Origin of the sequence: Rhodanobacter sp. 7MK24 (assembly GCF_014842995.1) — a bacterium.
Lineage (GTDB): Bacteria > Pseudomonadota > Gammaproteobacteria > Xanthomonadales > Rhodanobacteraceae > Rhodanobacter_A.
In genome coordinates this window covers 114,607-137,536 of sequence record NZ_JACYXL010000001.1, presented here as the reverse complement: position 1 = coordinate 137,536, position 22,930 = coordinate 114,607, and the positions used below count along the sequence as shown (strand labels likewise).

General features: G+C 68.0%; 19 protein-coding genes. 14 read left to right on the top strand and 5 right to left on the bottom strand.

Annotated elements, in window-relative coordinates:
* Nucleotides 1-52 precede the first annotated feature (52 nt).
* From hrpA to IHE49_RS00555, 5 genes are all read left to right on the top strand, one after another.
* Nucleotides 53-4,216 (top strand): ATP-dependent RNA helicase HrpA, encoded by a 4,164-nt coding sequence (gene hrpA, locus IHE49_RS00575; RefSeq protein WP_192153932.1) that lies wholly within the window; start codon nt 53-55, stop codon nt 4,214-4,216.
* 84 nt (nt 4,217-4,300) lie between these two features.
* Entirely contained in the window at nt 4,301-4,459 is a 159-nt protein-coding gene (locus IHE49_RS00570; RefSeq protein ID WP_192153930.1) for a hypothetical protein, read from the top strand.
* Between the two features lie 173 nt (nt 4,460-4,632).
* On the top strand, nt 4,633-5,430 hold the full coding sequence (locus IHE49_RS00565; RefSeq protein WP_192153928.1) for a helix-turn-helix transcriptional regulator: 798 nt from the start codon (nt 4,633-4,635) through the stop codon (nt 5,428-5,430).
* 137 nt (nt 5,431-5,567) lie between these two features.
* Nucleotides 5,568-6,974 (top strand): NAD-dependent succinate-semialdehyde dehydrogenase, encoded by a 1,407-nt coding sequence (locus IHE49_RS00560; protein WP_192153926.1) that lies wholly within the window; start codon nt 5,568-5,570, stop codon nt 6,972-6,974.
* A 296-nt stretch (nt 6,975-7,270) separates the two neighbouring features.
* A complete protein-coding gene (locus IHE49_RS00555; RefSeq protein WP_192153924.1) occupies nt 7,271-8,914 on the top strand; it encodes an acetolactate synthase large subunit in 1,644 nt (547 codons plus the stop codon).
* A 46-nt stretch (nt 8,915-8,960) separates the two neighbouring features.
* Here IHE49_RS00555 and IHE49_RS00550 read toward each other — a convergent pair whose 3' ends face one another.
* Nucleotides 8,961-9,176 (bottom strand): hypothetical protein, encoded by a 216-nt coding sequence (locus IHE49_RS00550; protein WP_192153922.1) that lies wholly within the window; start codon nt 9,174-9,176, stop codon nt 8,961-8,963.
* Between the two features lie 113 nt (nt 9,177-9,289).
* On the opposite strand from IHE49_RS00550, the gene IHE49_RS00545 reads away from it, so the two are divergent.
* The 6 genes from IHE49_RS00545 (at nt 9,290) to IHE49_RS00520 (ending at nt 17,421) form a co-directional block, all read left to right on the top strand.
* A complete protein-coding gene (locus IHE49_RS00545) occupies nt 9,290-11,431 on the top strand; it encodes a bifunctional (p)ppGpp synthetase/guanosine-3',5'-bis(diphosphate) 3'-pyrophosphohydrolase (RefSeq protein WP_192153920.1) in 2,142 nt (713 codons plus the stop codon).
* Between the two features lie 237 nt (nt 11,432-11,668).
* Nucleotides 11,669-13,387: a hypothetical protein gene (locus tag IHE49_RS00540; protein ID WP_192153918.1), complete on the top strand. Its 1,719-nt coding sequence runs from the start codon at nt 11,669-11,671 to the stop codon at nt 13,385-13,387.
* Between the two features lie 304 nt (nt 13,388-13,691).
* Nucleotides 13,692-14,552 carry an NAD-dependent epimerase/dehydratase family protein gene (locus IHE49_RS00535; RefSeq protein ID WP_192153916.1) on the top strand — a complete coding sequence of 287 codons (861 nt, stop codon included), beginning with the start codon at nt 13,692-13,694 and terminating at the stop codon, nt 14,550-14,552.
* 125 nt (nt 14,553-14,677) lie between these two features.
* Nucleotides 14,678-16,315 carry an acyl-CoA dehydrogenase family protein gene (locus IHE49_RS00530; RefSeq protein ID WP_192153914.1) on the top strand — a complete coding sequence of 546 codons (1,638 nt, stop codon included), beginning with the start codon at nt 14,678-14,680 and terminating at the stop codon, nt 16,313-16,315.
* Nucleotides 16,316-16,582: 267 nt separating this feature from the next.
* Nucleotides 16,583-16,897, top strand: a complete 315-nt coding sequence (locus tag IHE49_RS18405) for a hypothetical protein (protein ID WP_225578090.1) — start codon at nt 16,583-16,585, stop codon at nt 16,895-16,897.
* A gap of 32 nt (nt 16,898-16,929) precedes the next feature.
* Nucleotides 16,930-17,421, top strand: coding sequence for an asparaginase domain-containing protein (locus IHE49_RS00520; protein ID WP_192153912.1), 492 nt, complete (start codon nt 16,930-16,932; stop codon nt 17,419-17,421).
* A 70-nt stretch (nt 17,422-17,491) separates the two neighbouring features.
* On the opposite strand, the gene IHE49_RS00515 is transcribed toward IHE49_RS00520, so the two are convergent.
* Nucleotides 17,492-18,352 carry a hypothetical protein gene (locus IHE49_RS00515; RefSeq protein WP_192153910.1) on the bottom strand — a complete coding sequence of 287 codons (861 nt, stop codon included), beginning with the start codon at nt 18,350-18,352 and terminating at the stop codon, nt 17,492-17,494.
* A gap of 139 nt (nt 18,353-18,491) precedes the next feature.
* Entirely contained in the window at nt 18,492-19,049 is a 558-nt protein-coding gene (sufT, locus tag IHE49_RS00510; protein ID WP_192153908.1) for a putative Fe-S cluster assembly protein SufT, read from the bottom strand.
* Nucleotides 19,050-19,219: 170 nt separating this feature from the next.
* Between sufT and IHE49_RS00505 the strand changes: the two genes are divergently transcribed.
* Nucleotides 19,220-19,642, top strand: a complete 423-nt coding sequence (locus IHE49_RS00505; RefSeq protein ID WP_192153906.1) for a hypothetical protein — start codon at nt 19,220-19,222, stop codon at nt 19,640-19,642.
* 93 nt (nt 19,643-19,735) lie between these two features.
* Here the strand turns inward: IHE49_RS00505 and IHE49_RS00500 are convergent, their stop codons facing one another.
* Nucleotides 19,736-21,205 carry an NAD(P)(+) transhydrogenase (Re/Si-specific) subunit beta gene (locus IHE49_RS00500; RefSeq protein WP_192153904.1) on the bottom strand — a complete coding sequence of 490 codons (1,470 nt, stop codon included), beginning with the start codon at nt 21,203-21,205 and terminating at the stop codon, nt 19,736-19,738.
* Nucleotides 21,202-21,504: an NAD(P) transhydrogenase subunit alpha gene (locus tag IHE49_RS00495; protein ID WP_192153902.1), complete on the bottom strand. Its 303-nt coding sequence runs from the start codon at nt 21,502-21,504 to the stop codon at nt 21,202-21,204. Before IHE49_RS00495 ends, IHE49_RS00500 begins: the two co-directional genes overlap by 4 nt.
* 437 nt (nt 21,505-21,941) lie before the next feature.
* On the opposite strand from IHE49_RS00495, the gene IHE49_RS00490 reads away from it, so the two are divergent.
* Both IHE49_RS00490 and IHE49_RS00485 read left to right on the top strand, forming a co-directional pair.
* Nucleotides 21,942-22,532: an RNA polymerase sigma factor gene (locus IHE49_RS00490; RefSeq protein ID WP_192153901.1), complete on the top strand. Its 591-nt coding sequence runs from the start codon at nt 21,942-21,944 to the stop codon at nt 22,530-22,532.
* Entirely contained in the window at nt 22,529-22,927 is a 399-nt protein-coding gene (locus IHE49_RS00485) for a hypothetical protein (protein WP_192153899.1), read from the top strand. The genes IHE49_RS00490 and IHE49_RS00485 overlap by 4 nt, the downstream gene beginning before the upstream one ends.
* Nucleotides 22,928-22,930: the final 3 nt, after the last annotated feature.

Genomic DNA, 22,930 nt, shown 5'->3' with positions numbered 1-22,930 from the left:
CGGCCTGCGCCGGGATGACGAGAAAAAACCAGCCGTTATCATGTGCGGCTCAATGAACGACACGAACCGCCCGCCGCCCACCCAGCCCACGCTGCGCGACCTGCGTCGCGCGCTCGACGGCGCGTGCAGCCGCGACTTCGGCCGCCTGCTGGGACGCTGGCGCGGGCTGTCCAGGCACGCCGACGAGAAGAAGCTGGCGACCCTGGTCGCCGACATCGAAACCTCCGCGGCGAAGCGCCGGGCGCGCATCGAGGCAAAACCGGCGATCCGCCTCGACGAATCGCTGCCCATCGCCGCACGCGCGGACGAAATCGTCAAGCTGATCCGCGAAAACCAGGTAGTGGTGATCGCCGGCGAAACCGGCTCGGGCAAGACCACGCAGATTCCCAAGCTCTGCCTCGCCGCCGGCCGCGGCGAAGCCGGGCTGATCGGCTGCACCCAGCCGCGCCGCCTCGCCGCGCGTTCGGTGGCGCGCCGCGTGGCGGAAGAACTCGGCACGCAGCTCGGCGACCTGGTCGGCTTCCAGGTGCGCTTCACCGACCAGGTGAGCGAGCGCACCCTGGTGAAGTTCATGACCGACGGCATCCTGCTCGCCGAGACGCAGAACGATCCCTGGCTGTCGGCCTACGACACCCTGATCATCGACGAGGCGCACGAGCGCAGCCTCAACATCGACTTCCTGCTCGGCTACCTCAAGCGGCTCGCCGCGAAACGGCCCGAGCTGAAGATCATCGTCACCTCGGCCACCATCGATACCGCGCGCTTCGCCGAACACTTCGGCGGCGCGCCGGTGGTGTCGGTGGAAGGCCGTGCGTATCCGGTGGAACTGCGCTGGCGGCCGGCCGGCGAAACCGGCGAACGCATGCAGCAAGGCAGTACCGAGCACATCGCCGCCGTGCTCGACGAGATCATGGCCGACCGCAGCCTCGGCGGCGGCCCGGGCGACGTACTGGTGTTCCTGCCCGGTGAGCGCGAGATCCGCGACGCCCACCTGCTGCTGTCGCGCCGGCAATACCGCGAGACCGAGATCCTGCCGCTGTACGCACGGCTCTCCGCTACCGACCAGGACCGCGTGTTCAAGCCAGGCCCGAAGCGCCGCGTGGTGCTGGCGACGAACGTGGCCGAGACTTCGCTCACCGTGCCGCGCATCCGCTACGTGGTCGATACCGGCAGCGCGCGCGTGAAACGCTACAGCCAGCGCAGCCAGCTCGAACGCCTGCACGTCGAACCCGTCTCGCAGGCCGCCGCCGACCAGCGCAAGGGCCGCTGTGGCCGCATTGGACCCGGCATCTGCTATCGCCTCTACGACGAAGCGGATTTCGCGTCGCGCAACGCATTCACCGATCCCGAATTGCTGCGTTCCTCGCTGGCCAACGTGATCCTGCGCATGCTGGCGCTGAAGCTGGGCGAGGTGGACGATTTCCCCTTCCTCGATGCGCCCGACCCGCGCGTGGTGGCCGACGGTTACCGTCGCCTCGCCGAGATCGGCGCCATCGACGACACACGCACGCTCACCGCCATCGGCCGCACGCTGGCCAGGCTGCCCATCGACGTGCAGCTCGCGCGCATGCTGGTGGAAGCCGAAAAGCTGCACGCGTTGCGCGAGCTCATCACCATCGCCGCCTTCCTCAGCATCCAGGACCCGCGTGAACGCCCTGCCGACGCGCGCCAGCAGGCCGACGCCGCGCACGCCGCCTTCGCGGATCCGAAATCCGACTTCGTCGGCGTGCTGAACCTGTGGCGCGAGTACGACAAGGCGCACGAGGAGCTCACGCAATCGAAGCTGCGCGACTGGTGCTCGCGGCATTTCCTCAGTTTCATGCGCATGCGCGAATGGCGCGAGCTGCACAGGCAGTTGCTGCTGGTGGTGCAGGAGCTGGGATGGAAGCTTTCGCCCCCCTCTTACGCAGCGGTTCCTCCCTCTCCGCAGCGGGGAAGCCACGCTGTTCCCCTCTCTCCCCTTCGGGGAGGCCATGCTGCTCCCCCCTCTCCCCTTAGGGGAGAGGGGCGGGGTGAGGGGCCGGCCTCGCGAAGCGGTGGCAAGAACAAGCGCGCTTCGCATGAGCGTTCCCGCGAGTACCCGCCCCTCGCCTCAATCCCCTCCCCGGAAGGGAGAGGAGGCGAACGCAAGGAGCGCGTCATTGATGAAGAGACTGCGGCGGCTCGTCTCTTCGAGACGATCCACCGCAGTCTCTTGGCCGGCCTGCCCACGCAAGTCGGTCGCAAGGACGAGCGCGGCATCTTCCAAGGCACGCGCGAGCGCAAGTTCCAGGTCTTCCCCGGCTCGGCGCTGGCGAAGGTGCCGCCGAACTGGGTGTTCGCCGCGCAGATCCTCGACGTAGGCGGCAAGGTGTGGGCGATGATGTGCGCGCGCATCGAACCGGCATGGATCGAGCAGCAGGCTGCGCATCTGCTGAAGTCCAGCTGCCGCGACGCGCACTGGTCGAAGAAGCGCGGCTGCGTGGTGGCCTACGAACAGGTGAGCCTGTTCGGCCTGAACCTGGTCGAACGCCGCGCGGTGACCTTCGATAAACAGGACCCTGCCCTGGCCCACGAGATCTTCCTGCGCGAAGCGCTGGCCCGTGGCGACATCGAGGCGCGTGCCGATTTCGTGCGCGCCAACCAGCGCGTGCTGGAGGATGCGCAGGGCATCGAGGCGAAGCAGCGCCGCGAAGGCCTGATCCGCCACGAGGACGAACTGGTCGATTTCTTCCGCGGCAAGCTGCCGGGAGACATCTCCAGCAGCCGCGCGCTGGATGCGTGGTACCGCCATGCGCGCCCTGCTGAGCAAGCAGCCTTGCGCTGGTCGCTCGACGAGGTGATGGCTGGCGGCGCAGGACTCGATCCGAAGGCATTTCCCGCGGCGCTGGAAATCGTACCGGTGGCCGCCAGCGGGGCGCTGGCAGCGGCCACGCAACGTTACCGCCTCGAATATCGCTTCGTGCCCGGCGACGAAGCCGACGGCGTGACCCTGCACCTGCCGCTGGCGATGCTCAACGCGCTGCCCGCCGCGCGCTGCGAATGGCTGGTGCCCGGCCTGCTCGCCGACAAGGCGGCGGAACTGATCCGCGGCCTGCCCAAGGCGCAGCGCCGCAACTTCGTGCCCGCACCGGATTTCGCGCGCGCCTTTGCCGAGGCCGAGGCCCCGCGCGACGAACCATTGGCGAAGGCGCTGGCCGGTTTCCTCAAGCGCACCACGGGCGTCGCTGTCGACGCCGGCGAATTCGCCGCCATCGAACTCGCGCCGCATTATCTGATGCGCTTCCGCGTCCATGACGAAAGCGGCCGCACGCTGGCCGCCGGCCGCGACCTCGCCGCATTGCGTATCGAGTGGGAAAGCCGTGCGCGCGAAGCGTTTTCGCGCAAGACCGACGTGGAACTCACCCGCGAGGACGTCGCCACGTGGGACTTCGAGGAAATCCCGCGCGAAGTCCGTTCCAGCGGCGGCCTGTTGGCCTTCCCCGCGCTGGTCGACCTCGGCGATGCCGTGGCGCTGCGTGTGTTCGAACGCCGCGACGAAGCCGCGGCCGCGCATGTCTCCGGTGTGCTGCGCCTGCTGCGCAATGCGCTGGCCAGCGAGTTGAAGCAGGCGCGCCGGCGTCTGCCCATCGCCAACCCGCTGGCGCTGAAGTACGCACCGCTGGGCGGCGTGGACGGGCTGCGCGAAGACCTGGTGGAAGGCGGCTTCGCCGACCTCGTCGCGCGGCTCGATCTCGATGCGCGCAGCGCCGGTGCCTTCGAGGCATTGCGCATCCAGGCCACGCGCGAACTGTTCGGCTGTGCCGTCGAACGGCTGAAGCTCGCCGAACCCGCCATCGAGGCGCAGGCCGAGCTGAAACCGTGGATGCAGCCGCCCATGATGGGTTTCGCGCGCGCCAGCTACGACGACCTGCGCGAACAACTCGATGCCCTGCTCGCCCCCGGCTTCCTGCGCGACCTGCCGCTGGCTCGGCTCGCGCACTATCCGCGCTACCTCAAGGCCATGCGCCTGCGCGGCGAACGCCTGCGGCAAGACCCGGCAAAAGACCAGCAGCGCATGCTGCAAGTGCTGCCCTATTGGCGCGAATACCTGAAGCACCGCGCCGCCGGCGACGGCGACCTCGACGAATTGCGCTGGCTGATCGAGGAATGGCGCGTGTCGCTGTTCGCGCAGGAACTGAAGACCGCGGAGCCGGTGTCGGCCAAGCGCCTCGCCAAGGCGCTGGAAGCGATCTGAAGGGCCGCTCAAGTTTTCCAGCTTGTCTTCTCAAGACTTGCGCGCGCCATTGCAAGGAACAAACCCTCCTGCGCGATAAACGGCGTGGCCACGCCGCTCCATATCTGGAAACTTCAGGACTTCCACATTCGTCATTCCGGCATAGGCCGGGCAAGCGCGCAGAACGCCGAACGCCCACAGGGCGGCCTCGCAGAGGTGAGCGCAGTGAATCATCCAGTGACGGTGCGGCTCGAACAGGCGTGATCGCAACTGGATCCGGCCTGTGCCGGGATGACGAGCAAAGCCGTGAACGCATAGCTCTGCCTAGGATTTGCCTGACGAACGAACCTCTGCCCGCGCGTGCCATGCAACGCATGCGACATGCTTCAAGAGTTTTCCCCGCTATCATCCAGAGATACCAGCAGACAGCGGCGACGATGGATGCCACCACGCACAACGCGACGCAACGCAGGGAACTCGGCGCGTTCCTGGTGGCCTGCCGCGCGCGCGTGTCGCCGGCCGCATTGGGCTTTCCCATCGGTCGCCGCCGCACGCCGGGGCTGAAGCGCGAGGAAGTGGCGCTAGCCGCCGACGTCAGCGCGAGCTGGTACACGTGGATCGAGCAGGGCCGCGACGTGCGCGCCTCGCCCGAGGCGCTGGAGCGGCTGGCACGGGTGCTGCGCATGAGCGACGCCGAGCGCGCCTACGTGTTCGCGCTGTCCGGCTACCCGCCGCCGGAAGACACCCACGACGAATCGCTCACCGACGGCCTGCGCCAGTTCGTGCAGGCGCTGGACCCGCTGCCCGCCTATGTGCGCAACAACCGCTTCGACATCCTGATCTGGAACCGCGCGATCGCCGAGCTGTTCGTCGACTACGACAGGCTGGCGCCGCACGAGCGCAACACGCTGCGGCTGATGTTCCTGCATGAACCCTACCGCACGCTCATCGTGAACTGGGAAGAGATCGCGCGCGGCACCCTCGCCGGCTTCCGCGCCGCGTATGCGCAGGCAGCGGACAAGCGCCCCTTCGACGCGCTGATTGCCGAACTGACCGAGTGCAGCGACGTCTTCCGCCGCTGGTGGCCCGACCACGACGTGCGCCGCTTCGACGAGGGCATCAAGCAGCTCGACCACCCCGCGCTGGGCCGGGTCGACCTGCAGTACGTGGCGCTGGTGCCGCAGAACCGCCACGACCTGTCGCTGGTCACCTATCTTCGACGGACAAAAGGCTAGCCTGCCGGGGTCGCCTAGCGAGACTGGTGGTACGACACCCAGGATCGCCACCCGTCTTGTTCCCGCCGGCACACAGGTCCATGTTTCGCGCATCGACCGCGCCGCGTGCCGGCCACGTACTCACGAGGAAGCCATCCATGTCCGCCGACTCTACCCGTCCGACTGCACCCGACGCCGCTTCGATATCGCGCGACCCCGCCACCGGCGAACTGATCGCCGAACGGCCCTTTCTTGCCGATACCGCACTGGGGCCGCTGCTAAACCGTGCGCAAGCCGGTTTCGCGCGCTGGGGCGCCGCCGGTTTGACGCAGCGCGCGGCGGTGCTGCGCGGCATGGCCGCGTCGCTGCGCCAGCGCACCGAGGCGATGGCCGCGATGGCCACCGCCGAGATGGGCAAGCCGCTGCGCGACATGCGCGCCGAGGTGGAGAAGTGCGCGCACCTGTGCGAGTGGTACGCCGACCACGGCCCGCGCCTGCTGGCGGACGAACCCACCGAGGTGCCGGACGGCAAGGCCTACGTGTCGTACCTGCCGCTGGGCGTGGTGCTCGGCGTGATGCCCTGGAACTTCCCCTACTGGCAGGCGATGCGTGCCGCGGTGCCGATCCTGATGGGCGGCAACGCCTTCCTGCTGAAGCCGGCCGAGAACGTGGTGGGCTGCGCCGAGCTGCTGGACGAGGCCTGGCGCGCCGCCGGCCTGCCCGAGGATGCCTTCATCACCGCGCACCTCACACGGGCGCAGAGCGCCACCGCGATCGCCGATCCGCGCGTCGCGGCGGTCACCGTCACCGGCAGCGTGGGCGCCGGGCGCACCATCGCCGGCCAGGCCGGCCACGCGATCAAGAAAGTGGTGCTGGAACTGGGCGGCTCCGATCCCTTCATCGTGCTGGCCGACGCCGACGTGGAGAAGGCCGCCGAGATCGCCGTGACCGCGCGCTTCCAGAATGCCGGCCAGGTGTGCATCGCGGCCAAGCGCATGATCGTCGAGGAAGCCGTGCTGGAACGCTTCACCCACGCCTTCGTCGAACGCACCAGGGCACTGGTGGTGGGCAACGGCCGCGACGATGCCACCCAGGTCGGCCCGATAGCCCGCCTAGACCTGCTGGAGCAGTTGCACCAGCAGGTGACCGACAGCGTGAAAGCCGGTGCCAAACTGCTGCTCGGCGGCCAGCGGCTGGATCGCGAGGGCTTCTTCTACGCGCCCACCGTGCTTGCCGACGTCAAGCCGGGCATGCCGGTTTTCGACGGCGAGACCTTCGGTCCGGTGGGGGCGATCATCGCCGCGCGCGACGCCGACCACGCGGTGGAACTGGCCAACCAGAGCGACTACGGCCTCAGCGGCAACCTGTGGACCGGCGACGTCGAGCGCGGCAAGCGGCTGGCGCGGCGGCTGGTCACCGGCGGCGTGTTCATCAACGGCTGGTCCGCCTCGGACCCGCGCGTGCCGATCGGCGGCGTGAAGCACAGCGGCTTCGGCCGCGAGCTGTCGCACTTCGGCCTGCGCGAATTCGTCAACGCACAGACCGTATGGGTGGACCGTCTCTGACGAAGATCCAAACCGTGCCCGTCAGTCATCCCAGCGAAAGCTGGACAAGCGCTTCGCGCGCAGAACGCCCGAAGGGCGGCCCCGGAGGAGCGAGCAAAGCGAGTCATCCAGTGCCTTCAAGCCTTGAACACCAAGGCGCTGGATTCCTGCTCGACCAGCCATTCGGCTGTTGAGGAGCGCCTCGCGGGAATGACGGCAAAGAGCAAATTATTCCGACCCTCCCTGATGACACTCGATTTCCGCCTGCGCGGGAACGACAGGGGAAATCACCAACCACATCACCGGAACGTCACGACATGACCAAAGGATCCGACCTGCTGGTAGCTGCGCTGGAGAACGAAGGCGTCGAGCGCATCTTCGGCATACCCGGCGAGGAAAACCTCGACGTGGTGGAATCGCTGCGCCACTCCTCCATCCAGTTGGTGATCACCCGCCACGAACAGGCGGCGGCTTTCATGGCCGCCACCTACGGGCGCCTCACCGGCAAGCCGGGCGTGTGCATCAGCACACTGGGGCCGGGCGCGCTCAACTTCACCACCGGCGCCGCCTATGCCTTCCTCGGCGCGATGCCGATGATCATCCTGACCGGGCAGAAGGGCATCCGCTCCAGCCGGCAGGCGCAATTCCAGATCGTCGACATCGTCAACACCATGAAGCCGCTGACCAAGTCGGCGCGGCAGATCGTCTCGCCCACCACGATCCCCACCCTGGTTCGCGACGCCTTCCGCATGGCGCAGGAAGGGCGCCCCGGCCCGGTGCACCTGGAATTGCCCGAGGACATCGCCGGCATGGAATGCGACCCGGTGCCGCTGGTGCCGCCGCACCCGCTGGAAGTGCCGGTCGCCGGCGCCGAGGCGGTGGAGCGCGCTGCCGCACTGATCCGCGCCGCCCAGCGACCGCTGGTGATGCTGGGTGCGGCGGCCTCGCGGCCGGCATCGAGCGAGGCGCTGTCGCGCTTCGTGCTGCGCGCGGGCATCCCGTTCTTCACCACGCAGATGGGCAAGGGTTCGGTCGCCGGCGGCTCGGGCCTGTACATGGGCACGGCGGCGCTGAGCGAACGCGACTACGTGCACGAAGCGATCGACCGCGCCGACGTCATCGTCGCGATCGGCCACGACACCATCGAGAAGCCGCCCTTCGTGATGCGCCCGGGCGGCCCCACCGTGATCCACGTCAGCTACCAGCCGGCCAGCGTGGAGCAGGTGTACTTCCCGCAGGCGGAGGTCGTGGGCGACATGGGCCGCTCGCTGGCGTTGCTGGCCGACCGCATCGAGGGCCAGGTACCGAACGCCAAAGCACTGCTGCCGCTGCGCGAGGGCATCCTCGCCCACCTCGCCGACCGCGCCGGCGAAGACCGCTTCACACCGCAGCGCATCGTGCGCGACGTGCGCGCGGTGATGCCGTCCGACGGCATCGTGGCGCTGGACAACGGCATGTACAAGATCTGGTTCGCGCGCAACTACCGCACCCAGGTCGCCAACACCCTGCTGCTGGACAACGCGCTGGCCACCATGGGCGCCGGCCTGCCCTCGGCGATGATGGCCTCGATGCTGTATCCGGACCGCCGCGTGCTGGCCGTGTGCGGCGACGGCGGCTTCATGATGAACGACCAGGAGATGGAGACGGCGGTGCGCCTCAAGCTCAACCTGGTGGTGCTGATCCTGCAGGACAACGCCTACGGCATGATCCGCTGGAAGCAGGCGGTGGACGGTTTCGCCGACTACGGCATGACCTTCGGCAATCCCGACTTCGAACTGTATGCCCGCGCGTTCGGCTGCCAGGGGCATCGCGTCGACGATATCGCGCAGTTCGCGCCGACGCTGGAGGCCGCCTTCCGGGCCGGCGGCGTGCACCTGGTGTCGGTGCCGATCGACTACTCGGAGAACGAGCGCGTGCTGGTGAATGAGCTGCGCGAAGCGTTTCCGCCCAACCTGTCCTGACTCCCGCCAGCTGACCGAAGACCAACGGAGTCTCGGGGCCGCTGGCTCAGCGTGACTTGCGCCGGCGCCGCTGCAGCAGCGCCGGCACCACCACCGCCAAGGTGGACAGCAGGCCGAAGGCCGCTCCCATCATGGGATGACGTTGGGTGAAATCGAGCAGCGACGGCGCGCCTGCCTCGCTCCACGCCATCAGCAGCCATGCCGCGAGCAGGGTGATGCCGGCAGCCAGCGCGACGGCCAGCAGTGATCGAAACCAGCGCATGAATGGGATCTGTCGCAGGCAAGGGGTACCAGCGCGATTCTGCGGCCGCATGACGGCCAAGCCAAGCGCCATCGATCCCCCTAGAATGCATCATCCCCGATGCGCTTCCTGCCATGCACACGCCCACGCCACCCGCCCGCTTGCAAGCCTGGCGCGACCGCGCAGGCGTGCTGTCGCCCGCACTGAATGCGGCAGTCGAGGCCTGCCTCGCACGGCCCGTCGACCAGGCCGAATGCGCCGACGTGCTCGACCTGCTGACGATGATGGGTTGCGATGCGTCCACGCTGGCGGCTGCGCTGTGGTTCGCCTTGTCGCGCGCGGATGCCGCCCTGTGGCAAGCCGAGGCGCCGCGTCTGCCACAGGAAGTGCGCCGGCTGGTGGAAGGCCAGCAGGCCGCCGAGCAGGTGTGGGCCCTGCACGCGCAGCGCACGCAGGACGGCGGCTCCGAGGGCCTGCGCCGTCTGCTGCTGGCGATCATCCGCGACCTGCGCGTGGTATTCGTGCTACTGGCGCGCCAACTCGCGCGCCTGCGCGCGGCGACGGCGCTGCCCGAGGCCGAACGCACGGAACTGGCGCGGCTCACCCGCGACATCCACGCGCCACTGGCCAACCGGCTCGGCATCTGGCAATTGAAGTGGGAGCTGGAAGACCTCGCCTTCCGCCACCTGCAGCCGGATACCTACAAGCGCATCGCCAGGCTGCTTGACGAACGCCGCACGGACCGCGAGGCCTTCATCCGCGAATCGCTGGACGAACTGGGCCGGGCGCTGGCCGACGCCGGCATCCGCGCCGAACTGGCGGGGCGTCCGAAGCACATCTATTCCATCTGGAAGAAGATGCAGCGCAAGGAGCTGGAATTCGGCGAGCTGTACGACATCCGCGCGGTGCGCGTGCTGGTCGACACGGTGGCCGACTGCTACGCCGCGCTGGGCGTGGTGCACACGCTGTGGCCGCACCTGCCGCGCGAATTCGACGATTACCTCGCGCGCCCCAAGGACAACGGCTACCGTTCGCTGCACACCGCGGTGATCGGCCCGCGCGACAAGACGCTGGAAGTGCAGATCCGCACCCACGAGATGCACCGCGCCAACGAGCTCGGCGTGGCCGCGCACTGGCGCTACAAGGAAGGCAGCGGCGCCGATGCCGAGTTCGAGGCCAAGATCGCCTGGATGCGCAAGCTGCTGGAAACACGCAGCGACGACGAAGGCACGCTGGCCGCCAACCTGCGCACCGAACTGATGGAAGACCGCGTCTACCTGCTCACGCCGCGCGGCGAAGTGGTGGACCTGCCGCACGGCGGCACCGTGCTGGACTTCGCCTACCACGTGCACACCGAGGTGGGCCACCGCTGCCGCGGCGCCAAGGTCAACGGCCGCATCGTGCCGCTCACCTTCCAGCCGCAGAGCGGCGACCGCGTGGAGATCCTCACCGCGAAGCAGGCCGAACCGAGCCGCGACTGGCTGTCGCCCCACCACGGCTACCTCAACAGCGCACGGGCGCGCGACAAGGTGCGCGCCTGGTTCCGCCGGCTGGCGCACGACGCCAATCTCGCGGTGGGCCGCGCGATGTTCGAGCGCGAACTCAAGCGCCTGGCATTGCCTGAAGTCGACCTGGCGAAGCTGCCGGCGCATTTCCACCTGAAGACACAGGACGAACTGCTCGTCGCGCTGGCGCTGAACGAAATCAGCGCAGGGCAGATCGCGCGCGCGCTGCAGGAAGCCGCGCAGCCGCTGGAAAGCGACGATGCCATCCTGCCGGTCGCGACCGCGCGGCCCGCGCCCACCCGCGATCCCGGCGCACTCAGCATCGAGGGCATCGGCAACCTGCTCACCACGCTTGCGCGCTGTTGCCAGCCGTTGCCCGGCGACCCGGTACGCGGCTTCATCACGCGCGGCCGCGGCGTGTCGGTGCATCGCGCCGACTGCGCCAGCCTCGCGCGGCTCGCGCGGCGCGATCCCGACCGCGTAATCGAGGTGGCCTGGGGCAAGGCCAACGCGCAGGCCTACGAAGTGGACGTCGAACTGCGCGGCTACGATCGCAAGGGACTGCAAAAGGACGTTGCCGGCGTCATCAGCAATGCCGGTACGCCCATCCTCGCCTCGTCCAGCCGGGCCATCGCCAAGAGCGGCGAGGTGGAAATGCGCTTCGCCCTGCGCGTGCGCGACTTCGAACAGCTCTCCACCCTGCTCGGCCGGCTGGTGGCCTTGCCCAACGTGCTGGAAGCGCGCCGCATCGGTAGCGCTCGCGCATCCTGAACGCGCGTTCCGGCGCAACGCGGCGATGGAGCGGTGCGCTGCTAAGCTGCGATGGAATTCCAAACGCTGCTGATTTTGCCCGTCCTGCCGGCAGGACGTTTCTCAACAGCCAAATGGCTGGTCAAGCCGGCATCCAGCGCCGTCAAGCCAAGAGCATCAAGACACGGGATGCCGGCTTCCGCCGGCACGACGAGCTGGAAAGCCGATCATTCAACCTTCCCACGATTTGCCAAACCCATGAGCGGACGCCGCGACCAGCACGAATCCGAACAGCGCGGACGCACCGAACCCACGCTGGGCAACCTCGACCAGCTCGATGCGCCGTCGCGCCGTGGCTCGCTGCGCGACGCACCGCCACGCGACGACTTGCCATCGATGAAAGCCGAGCCGCGCAATGCGCGCGAATCGGCACAACCCCGGCGCAAGCGCCGCCGCTGGCTGGTGCCCATCCTTCTGCTGCTCGTGATCTGCGCGGCGGGCGCGATGTGGCTGGGACGAAGCTATCTCAGCAACAGTCTGCTGCCACGCACCGAACTCAACGACGTGCTCGGCCGCGCGCAACAGGCGCTGGCCGCCGGCCATCTGGATGGCCAGGACGGCACCAGTGCCCGCGAACTGTTCCAGGCGGCGGTGGCGCTTGAGCCGGACAACGACATCGCCCGCGACGGGCTGCACCAGGTCGGCATGGCCGAACTTTCGCAAGCCGACGCCGCTCTGCAGGCCGGCCAGTTCGACGTGGCAGCACAAAAGGCAGCGGTGGCGCGCGAGCTGCTGGGTGGCGGCAGCGATGTGGATCATCTCGACCAGATGATCGCCTCCAAACGCGCATCGCAGGTGCAGGTTGCGACCCTGGTAGATCAGGCGCAGCAAGCCTTCGCCGCCGGCCAGTACGGCGGCGACCACGGCGCCGGCGCACTGTACAGGCAGATGCTCGCCGCCGATCCCGGCAATGCCGTGGCGCGCCACGGCCTGGATCAGGTTGGCGACGCTCTGGCAGCACAAGCACAGAAGGCCATCGATGCGAACGATGGCCCGGGCGCCGACGCCGCCATCGAACAGCTGGCCGCGTTGCAGCCGAACAACGCCGCCCTGCCCGGCCTGCGTGCCGCGCGTGCGCAAGCCGGCCAACAGGACAGCGCCGCATTGGCTGCCGATCTGCAACAAGGCGACGATGCACTGCGTAACGGACGCATCGCCGGCGACGGCGACGACACCGCGCTGGCGCATTACAAGGCCGCGCTCGCGCTGGATGCGAACAACGCGCAGGCGCAGGCCGGCCTCGGTAAAGTGGCGCAGGCGCTCACGGTGCAGGCCAGCGCGGCGATGGACGCCGGCGACGCCGCGCAAGCCGGCAAGCTGCTGGACAATGCGGCGGCACTGGCACCGAAATCCGCCGACATCGCCGCGGCGCGTGCGCGCCTGCAAGGAATGCAGACACAGCCGTCCACGGCCGCCAAGGCACCGGCGAACGAAGACCAGGATGTGGTGCCCGCCGCGGCGCCCGCGCCGACGCCGCAGCAAAGCGCACAGATCGCCCGCCTGCTGCTGCAGGCGCAAGCCGCCACTCAACGCGGCGACATCATGATGCCGCCCGGCAACTGCGCCTACGACCTCTACCGCAGCGCACTCGCCATCGACGGCAACAATGCCGCCGCCCAGCAAGGCTTGCAGGCGCTGCCCGGCGCGGTGCAACAGTTGTTCAATCGCGCGCTGGCTGCGGGCGACCTCGTCCGCGCCGGCCAGATGCTGGACAACCTCGCCGACGTTTCGCCTGGCGATGCGTCGCAAGGCACGCTCCGCCAGCGCCTTGCCAGCGCATGGCTGGACCAGGCCGATCGCCAACTCGCCGGTGGAGACCGCATCGGCGCGATGCAGGCGTTGCAGCAGGCGCGCAAGCTGGCGCCGGACCTGCCGCGCACCCGCGATCTCGCCGCGCGCCTGCAGTCGGGTTCGTGATGTCGGAGCCTGCTCGCGATCTCCAATCACGCCGCGCCGGGAGCTGTTGGCGCGGAGGTCAAGAACGAATGATCGTCCGCAGGGAGAGTCCGTGGATGGACTCGGCTTTGAGGGGCGAGGAACGGACGGACGTCCACAACCGAGCAATGACGCAGGCATGCGGGCAAACAGCCCCGGCCCTGCGGATTGTCGTCGAATGGCCGCCATGCGACAGCGCGCGGCCAGGCCTGAGAGCCCAGGCGCCGCGCCACGCCGCGCTTCCACCTGACGGCCGCCCGGCGACGACGCGGGGCACCTGGAGATCATGAGCAGGCTTTCCGTGCTGGTTTTCGGTGGCAGCAGCCAGATCGGCCACTTCCTCCTGCCGCGCCTGGTCGCCAGCGGCGCCTCGGTGACGGCGCTGAGCCGCCACGCGCGCGCCTCGCAACCCGGCCTGTGCTGGCTGCATGGCAATCTGCCCGACGCGTTGCCAGACGAACTGCCGCATCCTTCGGCGGTCATCAGTTTCGGCCCGCTTCGGCCGTTTGCCGATTGGCTGGCGCGCATGGAATTCGGCAGCGAGCCGCCGCGCGTGATCGCCACCAGCTCGATGAGCGCGGAGACGAAACGCGACTCCGGCGAGCCTGCCGAACGCGCCATCTCGCAACAGCTGCGCGATGGCGAACAGGCGCTGGCCGCCGCCTGCGCCCGCCATGGCGCACCGTGGACGGTGCTGCGCCCCACGCTCATCTATGGCGCAGGGCTGGACAAGAGCCTCAGCCCCATCGCCCGGCGCGCCTGGCGCACGCGTGTCTTCCCGCTGCCCGCCGGTCGCGGCATGCGCCAGCCGGTGCACGCCGAGGACATCGCGCTCGCCGTGCTCGCCGCGCTCGATTGCCCTGCCAGCGCGGGACGCATCCTGCCCATCGGCGGCGGCGAGCGGCTCACCGCGCACGACATGTTCGCCCGCGTCCGCCAAACGCTGCCACACGCCAACCTACCCATCGCGCTGCCGGCGTGGCTGCTGCACGCGGGCCAACGCTTCGCGCCCGCCAAATTGCGCGGCCCCCTGGCACGCCTCGATGCGGACCTGATTGCGGACAACAGTGAACTGGAACGCTTGCTCGGTGTGACGCCGCGAGCGTTCCAGCCGACCGCGGACATGTGGTTTCCGGCCAGGGGGTGACGCCCTCGGAGCCCGTTCACACTCTCCCCGTGCTTGCCAAGCGGAGATAGTGGACAGACCCCCTGCGTTTGATCCGGCCTGCCCCGCGCTTTCTATACTGGCCTCTTCGCACCGAGGAGTCGCCCATGGGATTCCTGCAAGCCGCCCCGCAACTTCCGCATCCCTGGCGCAGCGACCGCTTGCTGCATGCCTTGCTTGAACGCACGTTGCCCGGCGTGCGACGCGACGCGCTCGACGGCGACCTCCACGCGTTGGGCGACTACGCGCTGATGGCGTGGCAGCGCGCCGCCACGACCACGCGACGCAAGCCGGTGCTGACGCAATGGGACGCGTGGGGACGGCGCGTGGATCGCATCGAGTTGACCACGGCATGGCAGGAAGGGCCGCACGTCACTACGCGCCACGCGGTGCTCGCCGCCGGCCACGAGCACCATGAGCACGCGCGGCTGGAGGAATTCGCGCGTGTCTATCTCTACCACGTGGCCAGCGAGTTCTATACCTGCCCGCTGGCGATGACCGATGGCGCGGCAACCGCGTTGAAGGCTTCCGGCAATCGCGCATTGATCGAGCGCGCGCTGCCGCATTTCCTCAGCCGCGACACGGCGACGTTCTGGCTCAGCGGCCAGTGGATGACGGAGACGCACGGCGGCTCGGACGTGGGCAACACCGAAACCGTCGCGCGGCAGGATGCCGAGGGCCAATGGCGCCTGCACGGCCGCAAGTGGTTCAGTTCGGCCGTGGTGGGCGAGGCGGCGCTGGCCCTGGCGCGGCCCGAAGGCGCCGGCGCCGGCTCCGGTGCCTTGGCGCTGTTCTACGTGGAAACGATGGACGGTACGCAACGCAGGCCGGAACTCGTCATCGACCGCCTGAAGGACAAGCTGGGCACGCAGGAACTGCCCACCGCCGAGATCCATCTGGACGGCCTGCCCGCGTGGCCTCTGGGCGAATTGTCGAACGGCGTGCGACAGGTGGCGCCGATGCTCAACGTCACGCGCACGTGGAACGCGGTGTGCGCGGTCGCCAGCATGGCGCGTGCGATCACGCTGGCGCGCGACTACGCCACCCGACGGCTGGCCTTCGGCCGCCCGCTGATCGAGCAACCGCTGCACGCGCAGACGCTGGCCGACATGCAGGCCGAGTTCGAGGGTGCGTTCGCGCTGGCCTTCGAGGTGGCGCAACTGCTGGGCCGCGTGGAACACGGCAGCGCCGCGCCACACGAGATCGCGCTGCTGCGCCTGCTCACGCCACTGGCAAAGTTGTGGACCGGCAAGCTCGCGGTACGCCTCTGTTCCGAGGCGCTGGAATGCTTCGGCGGCGCCGGCTACATCGAGGACACCGGGCTGCCGCAGCTGCTGCGCGATGCGCAGGTATACGCGATCTGGGAAGGCACCACCAACGTGCTGTCGCTGGATGCGCTGCGTGCGCTGACCGGCGACGGACTGGTCGCGCTGCGCACCGCCGTGGCCGCCTGGCTGCAAGGCGGCGATCCGCACGCCGCATTAGCCATCGACGCGGCATTGGATGCTGCGGCCAGCCATCTCGATGCGACGCCTGCGCAGCGCGCCACGCTGGAAGCCGGCGCGCGCGGCCTGGCGATCACGCTGGCACGCTGCGCGGCGGCGGCCCTGCTGGCACGCCAGGCAGCGTGGTCGCAAGCGCGCGGCGATGCGCGGCCTGCGGCGGCGTTGCGCCGTTTCCTGGGTCACGGCCTGCTGCAGCTGGCGGATATCGGCATGGACGACACCGCCTTGCTGCTGCACTGAGCATGCCGTCGCCGCCGACAGGACATGCCGACGTGACGCTGTCCGATCTGGGCAGGCGCATCTGCATCCTGGGTCCTTCCAACAGCGGCAAATCGACGCTGGCAGAAGCGATCGCGCAAGTGCGGCCTGCACGCAATCCACCTCGACCAGCTCCACCATCTCCCCCGCACCGACTGGCGCCCCCGGCCGCAAAAGGAGTTCGTCGCCCTGCACGATGAAGCCATCCTGGGCGATGCCTGGGTCATCGACGGCAACTACTCCGTGTGCATGCCGCAGCGTATCCAGCGCGCCACCGGAATCATTCTGCTGGACATATCCGCGCCGCTCAGCCTGTTTCGCTACCTGGCGCGCTGCCTTTCAGGCCACGCAAGGGTGGGCGCGCTGGAGGGCGGCCGCGACCGCGTCACCTGGAACATGCTTCACCACATCGCCGTGGTCACCCCGGGCAACCGCAAGCGCTACGCGGAAATCTTTCGCCGGATCGCGTTGCCGAAGATCCGGCTCGCGTCCATCGGCGCCATCGACGGGTTCTACCAGCAAAGCAGCCTCGAAAGACAAGCGACGGCACGCAGCGGGCGCTAGACTGGCGCCCTTTCCACCACGCGGCTCCGACCATGCAGCATCTCACCATCGTCACCACCGGCGGCACCATCGACAAGATCTATTTCGACGACAAGTCGGACTACAAGATCGGCGCCCCGCAGATCGGCGAGATCCTCGGCCAGCTCGGCGTGGCGTTCCAGTTCGACGTGATCCCGATCCTGCGCAAGGACAGCCTGCACGTGACCGACGAGGACCGCGCGCTGGTCCGCTCCACCATCGAGGCGCAGCCACACCGCCACGTGCTGGTGACCCACGGCACCGACACCATGGTGGAAACCGCCAAGGTGCTCGCCACCATCCCCGGCAAAGTGATCGTGCTCACCGGCGCACTGAACCCCGCGCGCTTCCAGGGCTCGGACGCGGTGTTCAACATCGGCTGCGCTGTGGCCGCGGTGCAGACGCTGCCCGACGGCGTTTACATCGCGATGAACGGACGCGTGTGGGATCCGGCGAAGGTGCGCAAGAATCGAGCAGAGAACCGGTTTGAGGAAGTGCGGGGCTAAAACATCCTGGTTTCTGGAAAACGCCCCGTCAGGCATTGATCCCTACATCTTTGTCGTTTTGTTGTTTTGCTCACGTGGCATTGTTGTGTTGGCGGTAGATGTACGAGGCAACTCGAACATCGTTCTTGCCATTGCGGAAGAAGGTGTAGTTAAAACAGAAATTCGTTTCCCACTTCCCACCGAATATGTCTTCGTAGGCAACTACGCCCCAAACGTAAAGTCGCCTAGCCTCACCTGACATGAGGGCCTCGACTTCGCCATCGGGGAATCGTTCTCTAACAGGCGAGTTGATGGTGAAGCTTTGACGTGGGCTAAGCGTGGCGTCACTGACGTTCCTCAAGCCAAATTTTTCAAATTCAAAGTCTTCGCGCAGATCCGTATCTAGGATCGCTGCCATCACATGGTGGGAAACGTTTCGAGCGGGCGTGTAGCCAGTATTGGTGATAACCGGCACGCCCGCGAAGCGCAACCTCTCGTCTTGATATATAGCTTGACCCGCATCGACCGATACGTACGCGCGCATCTGTCTATGCAGGATCGACTGCATGAGCTCGGCATTCTCTCTAGTGACCGTCGCAATGCTGTTCGTCGCTTGCGTGGCCCTTGTTGCCTCTGTGATCGAACGATCCATCGCCTCACCCTGCTCCAACGCCAGGTCGCCAAGTTTCTGCGTTGCAGCCCAAAGGGTGAAGGTGAATATGGCAACGAAGATTGTGCCGCAAGCCTCTATCGCCCCCTCGTTCTTTTCGAGGAAGTCACCAATGGTCTCCCAATAGGCAGCGAAGAAGGTCCAAATTGTGCAGCCGCTCGGCGATGCACTGCAGTACTCGCCCACAGTGCGAACTGCTAGTGACAAGAGCACGATCGCGACAACTGCACCGAAAACGCCAATCAGAACGATTCGAGCCGAAGCCCCTTGCCGCTTCTGCATGGAACCCCCTTTTGTGACCAAGCTTAAAACAGCAAACCAGGGATCAGAGTGCAAATTTTGAAGCGCGCTTCGACTTCCCACTTCGCAAGATCGGCCCTTCATCCCAGCCATCTCCCCCGCAGGGGAGTGTGGCCAAGCATCAAAGCATCCCCGTTTCCAGCTTCGCCAGCTCGGACATCATCGAGTGGTTCCACGGCGGATCGAACACCAGGTCGATGTCGGCCTCGGCAATGGTGGGGATCATCTCCAGCTTGGTGCGGGCGTCGTCCACCAGGATGTCGCCCATGCCGCAGCCGGGTGCGGTGAGGGTGAGCTTGACGTAGACCTTGCGCTGGCCGTCCTCGCGCTGTTCGAGGCTGAGGTCGTAGACCAGGCCCAGCTCGACCACGTTCACCGGGATCTCCGGGTCGAACACGGTGCGCAGCTGGTCCCAGCAGAGCCTCTCCACGTCGGCATCGGTGGCGTCGGCCGGCACCTCGATCGGCGGCGGCGGATCCTTGCCCAGCGCGTCGGCGTCCTTGCCCGCGATGCGGAACAGGTTGCCTTCCACGTACACGGTGAAGCTGCCGCCCAGCGCCTGGGTGATGTAGCCGACCTGGCCGGCGGGCAGGCTCACCGTTTCGCCCTGCGGCACCATCACCGCCTCGCAGTCGCGCGCCAGGGTGAAGGGTTCGCTGCTCAGACTGAAACCACTCATGCCACTCGCCAATCCGTCGTCAATGATGGGCGCCGCACGGCGCGCCAAGCTGCCTATTATGCCGCGCCGCCGGGCCGCATCGGGATGACCGGCCACGCCGACCGGCTATGATCGGCGCTTTGCCTGCCGGACAAGCGCATGTTCCACCTCTCGATTTTCCGCCGCACGCCATGAAGGCACGCGACATTCCGCTGTTCGTTTTCGCACTGTTCTGTGCCGCGATGATGGGCCTGGCCGTGGGCGCGACGTGGATGGTGGCGGCGGTGTACCTGCGCCAGACCGCCCCTTGGCTGGGGCTGCCGGCAGGCGCGATGCTGGCCTGGGCGGTCCGCCATTGGATCCGCCGCCCCGGCACCGGCGCAGCGGTATTGGCCGCCTTCGCGACCGCATTGGCGGCGCTCTACTTCAACGTGCTGATGGCCACCATCAAGCTCGCCGGCAGCTTCGGCATGGGGCTCACCGAGACGGTGCGCACCGCGGGCGCCGGCCTGTTGCTGGACCTGGCGAAGCTGGGCATGAGTCCGGCCGATCTCGCGTGGTATGCGCTCGGCACGCTGCTCGCGGCAGGGCTGGCCTGGCGCCGAAAGCGGTGATCCTTGCGGCCGCACAGGCCGCGTCCGCTCGGTGCCTTTGCGATCCTCCTTAGATCGCCAGAATCAAACGGGCGGCCATCCATGGCCGCACTCTCAACTGTCCAATGCCTTCAGCTCGCTGACCAGCTGACCGGCGGCGGCCTGGCCATCGCCGTACAGCATGCGCGTGTTGTCGGCATAGAACAGCGCGTTCTCGATGCCGGCGAAGCCGGTGCCCTTGCCGCGCTTGACCACGATGACGTGCTTCGCCGCCGCCACGTCGAGGATAGGCATGCCGTAGATCGGCGAGGTCGGATCGGTCTTCGCCATCGGGTTCACCACGTCGTTGGCGCCGATCACCAGCACCACGTCGGTGTTGGGGAACTCCGGGTTGATGTCGTCCATGTCCTCGATAAGGTCATAGGGCACGCCCGCCTCGGCCAGCAGCACGTTCATGTGGCCGGGCATGCGGCCGGCCACCGGGTGGATCGCGAACTTCACCTTCACGCCGCGCTCGATCAGCAGCTTGGCGAATTCCCATACCTTGTGCTGCGCCTGCGCCACCGCCATGCCGTAGCCGGGCACGATGGCCACGCGCTCGGCATAGGCCATCATCACTGCCGCATCGGCGGCCTCGATGGGCTTCTGCGCCCCCGCGATTTCCTGCGCCGCACCGCCAGCGGCCGCCCCGAAGCTGCCGAACAGCACGTTGCCCAGCGAGCGGTTCATCGCCTTGGCCATCAGCTGGGTGAGCAGGGTACCGGCCGCGCCCACCACCATGCCGGCAATAATCATCGCCTCGTTGCCCAGCACATAGCCCTCGAACGCCACTGCCAGACCGGTGAAGGCGTTGTACAGCGAGATCACCACCGGCATGTCGGCACCGCCGATGGGCAGTGTCATCAACAGGCCGAACAGGAGCGAGAGCACGAAAAACGCCAGGATCACCGGCAATTCGAGGTGTCCCGCAGCCAGCATCACGCCATGCACCACGGCCAACAGCAGCACCAGCAGGTTCACCACGCGCTGGCCGGGGAACACGAAACGCCGGTCCATCCAGCCCTGCAGCTTGGCGAAGGCGACCAGCGAACCGGAAAAGCTCACCGCGCCGATCAGCGCGCCCAGCACGCCCAGGCCCAGGGCCACCGGCGACAACGGGGCCACCGCGGGAACCTGGTGCAGCGCCTCGGTCACCCAGTTTTCCGGGCGCAGCGGGTAGGTATCCGGCACCGCCACCGTCGCGCGCTGCACGTGTGCCACCAGTTCCGCCGCGCCGATGCCGGCCGCGGCGCCGCCACCCATGCCGTTGTACAGCGCCACCATCTGCGGCATCGCCGTCATCGCCACGCGGCGGCCGCTCCACCATGCCGCGGCCACGCCGATCAGCACCGCCGCAAGGATCAACCCGCGGTTCTGCATGTCCGGCAGCGCGAACGTGGCCAGCACCGCCACCAGCATGCCCACGCCGGCCCATACGATGCCGCCGCGCGCAGTGCGCGGCGAACTCATGCGCTTCAGGCCCAGGATGAACAGCAGCGCGGCGAGGAAATAGCAGGCCTGGACCAGGGTGGGCAGCCAGCTCATGCCTTGTCTCCCGGCTTCCCGGCACTGGGCTTGAACATCTCCAGCATGCGCTCGGTGACCACGTAACCGCCGGCGGCGTTGCCCGCGCCCAGCAGCACGGCCACGAAGCCCAGCCCGATCTCGAACGGCGTGGAGGCGTGACCAAGCGCTATCATGGCGCCCACCAGCACGATGCCGTGAACGAAGTTGGAGCCCGACATCAACGGCGTATGCAGGATCACCGGCACCCGCGCAATGATTTCGTGTCCGGTGAACGCAGCCAGCATGAAGATGTACAGCGCCACAAATCCGTCGATCATGACCCCTCCCCTATGAGTTCCACCTACCTGAACAACGTTGCTCCAGCATCATACGCAAGGGATGCTTCGATTGCTCTCAGCGCAGGCGGCATGGCGCATGGAAGGCCCTCAGATCGTTGTGCGTGGCGCGATCCATGGCTGCCTGGGCAAGGCGCATGCGGCAATTTGGCGCCCTTTCGGGCGCCACACCGTCATTTGAATTCGGTTCGCTGGAGCCGGATTGTCAGCCCATGCCCCTTCGGCACCCGGTCCCGGCAGGCAGCCGTCCGGCCTGCGGCGACACAGCTGGGGGGCGCAGGCAGCCCATGCGGGGACGCCGGCACCGAATGCGATCGAAGCATCCCCGAGTCAACCTGCGCGGGCGCCGAACGTTGAGCACGGGTGTCGAACCGATGGAGCCGACGCATGCATCAGCCGACGATGCGGACGAGGCCGCCATGAACAGCCTCGCCGGTAGCCTCGATGCCGAACTGCTGGCATCCGCAGGCGCGCAGGAGACCCCGGCCACCCTGGACGCCTTTCTGGCGCAGGTGGAGCGGCGTGCCTTCCGCGTGGCCGAACTGAACCTGCGCAACCGCGAGGATGCGCTGGATGCGGTGCAGGACGCCATGCTGCGGCTGGTGGGGCATTACCGCGACAAGCCGGCCACCGAATGGGCGCCGCTGTTCTGGGGCATCCTGCGCCGGCGCATCGTCGACCTGCAGCGCCGCCGCAAGGTGCGCTCGATCGTGGTGGGCTGGCTGGGCGGCGGCCGCGACGACGAGGGCGACGAACTGCCCAGCTGGGACCCGGCCGACCACGGCCCCGGCCCGCAGGACAGGGTGCAGGACGCGCAGTCGTGGAGCGACCTCAGTGCCGCGTTGCGCGAACTGCCGCAGCGGCAGCGCGAGGCCTTCACGCTGCGCATGCTGGAGGAACTGGACGTGGCCGAGACGGCCCAGGCCATGGGTTGCTCGGAAGGCAGCGTGAAAACACATCTGTCGCGCGCCATGCAGCGGCTGCGCGAACAACTGGAGGACTGGCGATGAACACGCCTGGCAACAACCTGTCGAACGCCCCGCTGGAGCAGCGCGCCCGCGCGCTCTACCACGAAGCCGCGCGCGACCTCGATCCCGCCATCGCCGGCCGTCTGCGCGCCGCGCGCCGCGACGTGCTGGCCGGCACCCGGCAGGCGCAGCACCGTGTCGCACGCTGGCTGGTGCCGTCCGGCGCCTGCGCGGCGATCGCGCTGGCCGCCTTGCTGGTATGGCCGTCCGCGCCGCGCCCGACCGCCGAGATGCCGGCCGCCGTCACCGCTGCGGCCGGCAACGAAGCCGACAGCCCACTGCCGCCCGACCCCGAACAGGCCGATCCCAACCTGTACCAGAACCTCGATTTCTACGGCTGGCTGGCAGCCAACGACAACCCGCCCCCCGCCCACTGATCC